The sequence below is a fragment of the Roseburia sp. 1XD42-69 genome, assembly GCF_003612565.1.
Classification (GTDB): domain Bacteria; phylum Bacillota; class Clostridia; order Lachnospirales; family Lachnospiraceae; genus Roseburia_B.
Window position 1 is genome coordinate 1 of sequence record NZ_RAZG01000093.1, and the last position, 9,136, is coordinate 9,136.

A 9,136-nucleotide genomic window follows, 5' to 3' on the forward strand; every position below is an offset into this window, starting at 1 on the left:
AACTACATCAATTTTATATGGTGCTAAAATAATCTGAAGATTGGCGGCTCTTTTAATCTGGAAAACAACACCAGAACAAAAAACCCACGGACTGGCTCTTTCAGGATTATGCCAGGCATTGGTTGGAAGTTAAAAAAAGCGTCCGTGAAAAGAATACCAGAACCATGTATGATAACATCATAGAAAAACACTTTGGCTTTATGGCAGAAGTACGGCTTTGCAATGTCTGCCACAGCCACTTTGACCAGGCTATCGCTAATGCATCCGACAAGCCAAGAACCTGCCAAATTATTTACATTACTTTCTGCCAGATTATGCGCATGGCAGTATCAGACCATTTTATCACAAAAGACGATTACGAACATATATGCGGTGATATCAGTCTCCCAAAATATAAACGGGCAGAAAAACGCCCGTTAAATGAATTGGAAAAAAATACCCTAAAAGCCTGTTTTGATACAGACGTATTTACTCCAAGGGAAAGAGCGTTCCTTACCCTTATCTACTATTGCGGGCTCAGAAAGGGCGAAGCCCTTGCTCTCACACGCTTTGATTTTACCTTTTCTAAGGACGGCAATTATGTACATATAAACCGTGCCTTGATTTTTGATAAAAATACACCAGAATTTAAAGACTTCCCGAAAACAGACCATGGCGTCAGAAGCGTTCCTGTTCCCCTTCCTGCCGCCGAATTCCTAAAAAGGTATATTTCCTCCCTTCCGGGAACAAATCTCTTTTATTGCGCCACCTGCAGCATGATAACAAAATCGTCCTATGACAAGATGTGGAAATCCATTATCAACAAAATGAACCTTGCGGCAGGCGGTACGCCAATGTTTCCTCTCATAGATGACTTGACCGCCCATATCTTCCGCCACAACTACTGTACCAGTCTTTGCTACAAAGTTCCCGAAATCAGCATAAAAAAAGTGGCCCAGCTTATGGGGGACACTATTGCCGTTGCCATGAACGTATATAACCACGTTGTGGAGGAAAAAGAAAACGTCACAGAAGTATTGGAAGATGCCCTTGCTATTTAAATTTTGTGGACACTTTTTGGACATGTTGCTTCTAAAACGCCTAAAATGGACACTTTTTGGACATTTACACCCCGATACAATCTAATACAATAATCTACATTAAAAATAGCGGAAACCCTTGATTTTAAAGGCTTTTCCGCTATTTTCCGCTCATGAGACATCGGGGATTCGAACCCCGGACAACTTGATTAAAAGTCAAGTGCTCTACCAACTGAGCTAATATCCCATACACATTGAAACTGGGCTAACCAGATTCGAACTGGTGAATGCAGGAGTCAAAGTCCTGTGCCTTACCGCTTGGCGATAGCCCATTAACTTGTCCTTCCGCCGTTACCAGCGAAGGTGGATACAGGGATTCGAACCCTGGGCCTCCAGAGCCACAATCTGGCGCGCTAACCAACTGCGCTATACCCACCATATATTTATTTCAAAATAAAGGTTACTGTAGACAGCAGCCAAAATGTGCTCGAAGGGATTCGAACCCCCGACCCACGGCTTAGAAGGCCGTTGCTCTATCCAGCTGAGCTACGAACACACAGAGCGGGTGATGGGAATCGAACCCACGTATCTAGCTTGGAAGGCTAGTGTTCTACCATTGAACTACACCCGCATGCAAATCGGGGTGACAGGATTCGAACCTGCGACCTCCTGGTCCCAAACCAGGCGCTCTAGCCAAGCTGAGCCACACCCCGAAGGTAGACGTACTGGTGTGTCACCCACGACACAAATGATATTATATGTTACAAGGAGATTTTTGTCAACACTTTTTTCACATTTTCCCTTGAAAATATACAAAATATGTATAAATATCCCCAGACCTTCCCCTGCTGGGGAGAAGGCCCGTTAAGTTTAATTACAAATACTTAATTTCAAAATGGGCTTCCCCTTTGCCGTCTACGTCCATAACGATATAGGAAGGCCGCCTTCCCTCCTGCCTGGGATAAGACATACTCCCGGGGTTTAACGCCAGTACCTCCCCGTCCCGGTCAATTACCGGCCTGTGGGTATGCCCGAACATCACCATATGAAATCCTCTGGCATCCGCCTCTTTTTTAATTCTGGCAATGCCGGCATTCACATTGTAATAATGGCCGTGGGTAACAAGAATCTTATAATTCCCCAGATAGATGGTTTTCTCCACTGGAAGCTGGGAGAAAAAATCATTATTCCCCGCCACAATGTCCACGGGACAGCCTGCAAGCCTTTGCACAAAGTCCTCGCACCCCTCCGCGTCTCCAAGATGAATCATTCGGTCAATCGGTGCCTCCTGCTCCAAAGCCAGCTTTAAGTTTTCATGTTTACCATGTGTATCGCTTACTATTAATATTTTCATAACCGGACTCCTGTTAAATTCTTTTTTCCAGATCGCCTTTCATTGCCCTTAAGGCATTTCCCCTGTGGCTCAATGCATTTTTCTGTTCCATGGTAAGTTCCGCCGTAGAACATTGAAACTCCTCCACATAAAAAATCGGATCATAACCAAACCCATTTTTTCCTGCGGGTTTATCACCGATATATCCCTCAATAGTTCCCCGCTTTACTATAACTTCCCCGTGGGGAAAAACCGCCGCAATGGCACAGACAAACCTGGCTGTGCGCTTCTCTTTGGGGACTCCTTTAAGCCTGTCCAAAAGAGCCTGATTTTTTATCTCATAAGAGGTATCTTCCCCCATGTATCTGGCGGAATACACCCCAGGCTCCTTATTCAGGTAATCGATTTCAAGTCCCGAATCATCTGCAAGAACAATGGCATCCACTTCTTTTGCCACTGCCTTAGCCTTAATCACCGCATTTTCCTCAAATGTGCTTCCATCCTCCACAATGTCCGCAGTAATTCCCGCATCTTTCATAGACAAAATCTCTGCCTTAAGCCCCGCTAAAATTTCGCGGATTTCTGTCATTTTATGCTCGTTTCCCGTTGCAAAAATTATTTTCGCCATAAACGCTCCTTATTATAATTAGTATCCTTCCGCAAAAGCCCGCATTACCGCATTGTAAATTCCCTGGGCCACTTTCTCCTGGTACTCCTCCGATTTCAGATTATTCAATTCCGTCTGATTTGTCATAAATCCCACTTCAATCAATGCCGCAGGCACATGGCTGGAACGGATAATAAAAATATCATTTCCCTCCACAATTCCCTTATTGGAACTGCCCGTCTGGGCCGTTACCTCCTCTAAGCATATCTGTGCCAGCCCTCTGCTCCCCAAAATATCCTCATCCAGCTCATCATACATAACCTGAGTTCCGTTAATATTGGACATTCTGCCGCTCTGGGTAGCATTATTATGTATGCTGATAAATAAATCGGCGCCGGACTTATTTGCCAGCCCCACCCTGTTTTCAAAACTTGGGTTCACATCCTCTGTCCTTGTATAATAGACTCCCACCGACCTGTCATCCTTGGCGTCAAAAATCTCTTTCAGCTTCAGCACAATGTCCAAATCGATATCCTTCTCATTCACGCCCTGCTTCGTGGTGCCAGGCGCATTTCCCCCATGCCCTGCATCAATCACTATCACTTTATCATAGACTTCTTTCGGTGTCAAAAAATCAATGTAAAAATAGTCCTTATCATAACTTGACTCCACCTCAAAGACCTGGCTGGTGACAATTTCTACCACGCCGTAACCCTCCCTGCCCTCATAGGTTAAACTGTCAATATTATCGCTTCTCCCCAACATGGGATAATGGTAAAAGTACTCCGAATCCGCAAAGGGAATTTTAATATCAATGGTCTGCGTCACATAATCCTGGCTTATCTTAAGCTCATTTCCGGGAACCCCAAGAGGCAGTTCCAGGCGGAGCTGGCTGTCAAAGGAAATATCTTTATCTTCCTGTTGTTTTGCCTGCTCATTGTTATACTCCAATAACTCCAGCCCTGTCATATTCATCTGCTCTGCCGTAATTTTCAGCTTGTACTCTTCCATCGCTGCCACCCACAGTTCCGACACCGCCCTTAACTGGGGAAAATAGAATATTGTCCCGCATATCAGGACAGATATCAATGTGAGAAAGACAGCGGTTCTCTTTAATATTTTTTCTTCCACAAACTATGCCTCCAAATTATCTGTAATGGTAAGTCATTCTTTCCAGTCCTTTGTATAAGCCTTTAAACACAAGTTGCAGGAAGACATTTCCTCCACGGAATCCCATACTCTTCCTGTGGCGCTGATATATCCCTGCCCGTCGCTGATATCCACATTTCTGGTAGACTCATCCGCAACATATTCAATGGCCATGGGATGTATGGAATTGGGTGTCTGAATAGACAATACCACCGCAAACTTCTCCCCAGGAGAAAGCTTTATCCCCTGCTTAACAGGAATCGTATAATACCCGGCATTGCTCAAAGTACCCTCCGCTATTTTTACTTTTTTCTCAAAAGAGGATGTGTCCTGAAAATCCCTGACCATATACAGGGTATAAATACTGTCCTTCCCCGTGGCATAAAAGCCCACAGAGGACAATTCTTCCTCTTTCTCCGCTGTATACACATTTGCGCCGTAGACAGAATCTTTATTGTATCCCATCTGGCCTACCCAGCCGCATAAATCGCTTTGATAAATGTGGTCATAATTATCCGTCTCCTCCACCTTTGTGTACACTACGTTATGGCTTCCAATATTTGTGTCGTAGTAGGATACATAGAAAGTACCCTGCTCCCCAAATTCTTTTCCCCAGCTGTTCTGGCAGATAAACGCCCCGTCTCCTTCCACATTTACGGGAAAATTATCTTTGGAAAAATTGTCATCCCAGCCTATGATTACCACTTCATGATTGGGTTTTTCCGTACCAATATAGCAATAAGCCTTTTCATTTGGATTATAGGAGGCGGAACTGTCCGCACTGTTTAGCAAAGTACTGTACAGCGAAGTCTGCACTCCCCCGTACTTAAAGACGGCCTCCTTTATCTTCTCGTAATCTTTCCCTTCTATCATTTGAATTTCCTGCACATGCTTTACCGCAGACAACCCTTCTGTCAAAACACCGTCAAAGGGGTCGTCCTCTTCCAACACCGGCCCCTGCCAGGAAAGTAAATACGCCATTCCCATGGTATATTCCCCTCCTTCTTCCTCCCTGGTGGCAAAGGAATTCCCAAGGCTCATATGATCTGGAGAAAATGTTTCCTCCTCCTCCGGGAGAAGAGAAGACTCTAAGGCACTCAAGGCTGCAAAGGCCCAGCATGTCCCGGTATTCCCCTGATTTCTAACCCTGCCGATTCTCCCTCTCTGGCGCAAATCATAACTGGATGGAAAAATAGATGTGCTGTCTGACGTATCAATGGCTACCGCTTTATTCTGCTCCACATCCCATTCATAATGGTACCCAATGCTCTCCGAAGCAGCCCCAATACTGACATAATACGTCCCCTTCATTTTTTTCATTGGGGACGTAATTTCAAATACCTGGTCATTCACAGAAATCATAGTATTATCCAAACCAAAGGAAGCCCTGTTATCTCTCTTTTCAATCAACAATTCCTCCTTGGGATATAAATGGGTACTGCAGTTTAATCCCTCAGATAAAATATCCACAGGAACCATAAGATTTAAATTATCATCCATAAAAATACCTGTATCCTGATTGGAATACTCCTTGTTGTCAATAGAAATTGTAAGACGCTTCTCGTTGACACTCTGGGCAATCAGGGGATTCCAGTCCTCCCTGTTAAGCTGCGCCCCTCGAAAAGTGTCAATACTCTCATAATCCCGTCCAAAGTGATGAAATTTAAGCACACAGGCTGCCATCACAAGTATTGCCAAAAGAAAATATCGTTTTATATGGCTCATCTCTTCTCTGCCTTTTTATTCTTTTTTGGTGGTTTCGGACCCAAAAACTGATAAAAATATGTCTTTAACATCCCATTGTAAATTTTTCTGTTTTTATCCGCTTTCCGGCCGATATATTTCTCTGCATCTTCATAACTTGTAATCATATACATAGACCAAGAATCCAGTCCCCTATATGCCTGTCCAATTTTAGCGTAAAGCTCCGGAAGAACTTCTTTTTCTTCCAGCCGCTCCCCATAAGGGGGATTTGTAATCACAAACCCATATTTCTTTGGATGGTGCAAATCAGACACATCCCTCTGCTGAAAATGTATCAAATTCTCTACCCCTGCCCTTTTGGCGTTTTCCCTGGCCGCCTTAATAATATCCTCGTCTATATCATACCCCTGGATATCCGTGGTGATATCCTTATTCACCATTTCCTCCGCCTCTTGAAAACAATCACGCCAAAGCTCTTTTGGTATCAGGTTCTCCCAGGCTTCCGACAGGAAATGACGGTTCATCCCCGGTGCAATCCCCGCCGCAATCATGGCTGCTTCTATGGGAAAGGTGCCGCTGCCGCAAAAAGGGTCAACCAAAATCCTGTCTTTCTGCCAGGGAGTAAGCAAAATCAAAGCCGCCGCCAAAGTCTCTGTAAGAGGTGCTTTACTGGCAAGGTAACGGTATCCTCGTTTATGCAAAGACTCACCTGTGGTATCCAATGTTACGATAACCTCATCTTTTAGCAAAAAAATCCGAACCGGATAAGATGCTCCCTCCTCAGAAAACCACTCCAAATCATATTCTCCCTTAAGCCTCTCCACCATAGCCTTTTTTGCCACTCTCTGTATGTCAGAAGGGCTGAAAAGCTTACTCTTAATGGAAGATGCCTTTGTCACCCAAAACTTGCCGTCTGCCGGAATAAATTCTTCCCATGGAAGGGATTTGATTCCCTGGAACAACTCTTCAAAAGTCTCCGCTTTAAATCTTCCCACCTTTAATAAAACCCGTTCCGTAGTCCGCAGAAAAATATTCCCACGGCACAGGGCCTCTGCATCCCCCAGGAAGGTAATTCTTCCATCCTCCACCTGGGTTACCTCGTATCCCAAATCGTATATCTCTCTTTTTAAAACTGCCTCTAAGCCAAAATGGCATGGTACCATAATCTCATATGTTTTCATCCGTCTCTCCAAACCGACATAATTTTCTCTGCACTATATTAATATTATCTTTTCAAAACATCAGTGTCAATCTTTTTCTTTTCTTCGGTAGCCTCCCATTACCGTATAAATTTTTCCTCTCCTTCTCCTGAGTTTCCTGGCAGCCAGCATACTCTGGTTCCCGTGCTCACAGTAAAGAATGAGAGAAACATTCTGGGGAATTTCATTCTTCCACTCTTCAAAATAAAAAAAGGGAAAATTCTTTGCCCCTGCAAAATGGTCTTTTCGGAAAGATTCGTTATCCCGAAGGTCCACAACCATACATCTTTCCCTTTTCATAATATCCTGAATATCTTTCATATGTATCATTTCAAAACCATACATCTGTTCCTTTTCCATCATGGCAGCTCCTAAAAAAACAGATTACAAGCTTTCGTTTGTAATCTGCTTTTTTTAGTATTCTATGCTGCTAATTTTTTCTTGTTCCAAAAAGTTTTAATAAACTCTTATCTGCAGTTCGTGCTGTTGTTGGAATCAGAAGCATTGTTTGCATTGTTGGCATTTGATGCCTTGTTAGAAGACTTGTTGGAGCCTGTGCTGTTGCTGTTTGCATTCTTTCCAGATGAATTCTGGCTGTAGCTCTTTAAGTTGTAGCTGTTGGAATTTTTGTTTTCACTGTTTTTTGCCATGTTATTTTTCCTCCTAAGATTTAATTACAACTCTATTATCTGATTCTTAGAAGAAAATTATGCAACTTATTTTCGATTGGAAAAAAATAGAAAATATATAACACAAGTAATTAAAAGAACCGGCAAAAATACAGGAATAAGTACTATGGCCACATGGGCAATCAATAAAAGCATTAAAACCAGAAACACGAGAAAAGCGACTCTCTTTCCATATTGGAATAGTTTAAATTTACGGGATTTTTCCTCTCTTCCCTCCTGGGAACTTTGTTCCGTATAAATTTTATCTGTGGTGTCAATAATGGTCTTTGCTATCAGCCTGGGATTTCCTAAATCTTCTATCACCTGGGCCTCGGTCCTGCCTTTTCTGGACTCCTCTATAATATAATTCTCATAATACCGCAAATGTTCATTTACATTCTCCTGGGAAATCTGCCCCTGCAGAGCAAGCCGCAGCTCCCTTATATAAGATTCCCTGTCCATATCTGTGTCTCTCCTGAAATACTTCTTCTCTGTCCCATAGAAAAATCCCTTGAACTCTATGGATTCAAGGGATTTACTAACGTGCGTGAGAAGATTCGAACTCCCGACACCTTGGTCCGTAGCCAAGTGCTCTATCCAGCTGAGCTACACGCACATATATTAGAATTAAAATATCTTACTGCCGGCGACCGGAATCGAACCGGTACGATGTTGCCACCACAGGATTTTAAGTCCTGCGCGTCTGCCAGTTCCGCCACGCCGGCATTTTGACGAAAATCGTCAAATGGGACCTATAGGGCTCGAACCTATGACCCTCTGCTTGTAAGGCAGATGCTCTCCCAGCTGAGCTAAGATCCCATAACGACCCAAGCGGGACTCGAACCCGCGACCTCCGCCGTGACAGGGCGGCGCTCTAACCAACTGAGCCATTGGGCCAAGGCTTTAATTAAAATGGACCTTCGGGGACTCGAACCCAGGACCGACCGGTTATGAGCCGGTTGCTCTAACCAACTGAGCTAAAGGTCCAAAAAAAGCCGATGATCGGACTCGAACCGATAACCTGCTGATTACAAATCAGCTGCTCTGCCAATTGAGCCACATCGGCCTGCTTTAGTCCCTAGGACCAAAATGACTCCAACGGGAATCGAACCCGTGTTACCGCCGTGAAAGGGCGATGTCTTAACCGCTTGACCATGGAGCCAAAACCATTTTTATAGGAAAAAAACTATAAAAATAACTCCCCGAGTAGGACTTGAACCTACGACAGCGCGGTTAACAGCCGCGTGCTCTACCGACTGAGCTATCGAGGAATAAAAGGTAAATATATACCTTCAAAACTTCATACAGATACCCGATTGATTCTGTCTTCCTTGGTCAAGCCCTCGACCGATTAGTAACAGTCAGCTCCATGTGTTGCCACACTTCCACCCCTGCCCTATCTACCTTGTCGTCTTCAAGGGGTCTTACCCGCTTTTGCGGGGGATATCTCATCTTAA

Annotated in this window: 9 protein-coding genes, 14 tRNA genes and 1 rRNA gene; 1 reads left to right on the forward strand and 23 read right to left on the reverse strand. The window is 44.0% G+C overall.

Annotated elements, in window-relative coordinates:
- Nucleotides 1–122: 122 nt before the first annotated feature.
- On the forward strand, nt 123–1,040 hold the full coding sequence (locus D7Y06_RS22170) for a tyrosine-type recombinase/integrase (RefSeq protein ID WP_243119453.1): 918 nt from the start codon (nt 123–125) through the stop codon (nt 1,038–1,040).
- Between the two features lie 153 nt (nt 1,041–1,193).
- Here D7Y06_RS22170 and D7Y06_RS22175 read toward each other — a convergent pair.
- The 23 genes from D7Y06_RS22175 to D7Y06_RS22285 form a co-directional block, all read right to left on the reverse strand.
- Nucleotides 1,194–1,266: transfer RNA gene (locus tag D7Y06_RS22175), tRNA-Lys, on the reverse strand.
- Between the two features lie 13 nt (nt 1,267–1,279).
- A tRNA-Gln gene (locus tag D7Y06_RS22180) sits at nt 1,280–1,351 on the reverse strand.
- Between the two features lie 30 nt (nt 1,352–1,381).
- Nucleotides 1,382–1,455 (reverse strand) — tRNA-His (locus D7Y06_RS22185).
- Between the two features lie 46 nt (nt 1,456–1,501).
- Nucleotides 1,502–1,575 (reverse strand) — tRNA-Arg (locus D7Y06_RS22190).
- Between the two features lie 4 nt (nt 1,576–1,579).
- Nucleotides 1,580–1,650: transfer RNA gene (locus D7Y06_RS22195), tRNA-Gly, on the reverse strand.
- A 7-nt stretch (nt 1,651–1,657) separates the two neighbouring features.
- Nucleotides 1,658–1,732, reverse strand: a tRNA-Pro gene (locus D7Y06_RS22200).
- 161 nt (nt 1,733–1,893) lie between these two features.
- Nucleotides 1,894–2,373 (reverse strand): metallophosphoesterase family protein, encoded by a 480-nt coding sequence (locus D7Y06_RS22205; protein WP_120409762.1) that lies wholly within the window; start codon nt 2,371–2,373, stop codon nt 1,894–1,896.
- Nucleotides 2,374–2,386: 13 nt separating this feature from the next.
- Nucleotides 2,387–2,980: an XTP/dITP diphosphatase gene (locus D7Y06_RS22210; RefSeq protein WP_120409763.1), complete on the reverse strand. Its 594-nt coding sequence runs from the start codon at nt 2,978–2,980 to the stop codon at nt 2,387–2,389.
- A gap of 18 nt (nt 2,981–2,998) precedes the next feature.
- Nucleotides 2,999–4,090, reverse strand: a complete 1,092-nt coding sequence (locus tag D7Y06_RS22215; protein WP_120409764.1) for an N-acetylmuramoyl-L-alanine amidase family protein — start codon at nt 4,088–4,090, stop codon at nt 2,999–3,001.
- 33 nt (nt 4,091–4,123) lie between these two features.
- Nucleotides 4,124–5,833, reverse strand: a complete 1,710-nt coding sequence (locus D7Y06_RS22220) for a lectin like domain-containing protein (protein WP_120409765.1) — start codon at nt 5,831–5,833, stop codon at nt 4,124–4,126.
- A complete protein-coding gene (locus D7Y06_RS22225; protein ID WP_120409766.1) occupies nt 5,830–6,993 on the reverse strand; it encodes a THUMP domain-containing class I SAM-dependent RNA methyltransferase in 1,164 nt (387 codons plus the stop codon). The genes D7Y06_RS22220 and D7Y06_RS22225 overlap by 4 nt, the downstream gene beginning before the upstream one ends.
- Before the next feature lie 66 nt (nt 6,994–7,059).
- Nucleotides 7,060–7,374 (reverse strand): rhodanese-like domain-containing protein, encoded by a 315-nt coding sequence (locus D7Y06_RS22230; RefSeq protein WP_120409767.1) that lies wholly within the window; start codon nt 7,372–7,374, stop codon nt 7,060–7,062.
- A gap of 104 nt (nt 7,375–7,478) precedes the next feature.
- Complete coding sequence (locus tag D7Y06_RS22235; RefSeq protein ID WP_120409768.1) at nt 7,479–7,661, reverse strand: hypothetical protein; 183 nt, start codon at nt 7,659–7,661, stop codon at nt 7,479–7,481.
- A 66-nt stretch (nt 7,662–7,727) separates the two neighbouring features.
- Entirely contained in the window at nt 7,728–8,141 is a 414-nt protein-coding gene (locus D7Y06_RS22240) for a DUF1700 domain-containing protein (protein WP_120409769.1), read from the reverse strand.
- Nucleotides 8,142–8,221: 80 nt separating this feature from the next.
- Nucleotides 8,222–8,295, reverse strand: a tRNA-Arg gene (locus D7Y06_RS22245).
- A gap of 25 nt (nt 8,296–8,320) precedes the next feature.
- Nucleotides 8,321–8,404, reverse strand: a tRNA-Leu gene (locus tag D7Y06_RS22250).
- 21 nt (nt 8,405–8,425) lie between these two features.
- A tRNA-Val gene (locus D7Y06_RS22255) sits at nt 8,426–8,498 on the reverse strand.
- A 4-nt stretch (nt 8,499–8,502) separates the two neighbouring features.
- Nucleotides 8,503–8,576, reverse strand: a tRNA-Asp gene (locus D7Y06_RS22260).
- A 16-nt stretch (nt 8,577–8,592) separates the two neighbouring features.
- A tRNA-Ile gene (locus D7Y06_RS22265) sits at nt 8,593–8,666 on the reverse strand.
- Nucleotides 8,667–8,672: 6 nt separating this feature from the next.
- A tRNA-Thr gene (locus D7Y06_RS22270) sits at nt 8,673–8,745 on the reverse strand.
- A 24-nt stretch (nt 8,746–8,769) separates the two neighbouring features.
- Nucleotides 8,770–8,841, reverse strand: a tRNA-Glu gene (locus tag D7Y06_RS22275).
- Nucleotides 8,842–8,877: 36 nt separating this feature from the next.
- A tRNA-Asn gene (locus D7Y06_RS22280) sits at nt 8,878–8,950 on the reverse strand.
- 60 nt (nt 8,951–9,010) lie between these two features.
- Nucleotides 9,011–9,136, reverse strand: a 23S ribosomal RNA gene (locus D7Y06_RS22285); the annotation flags it as partial.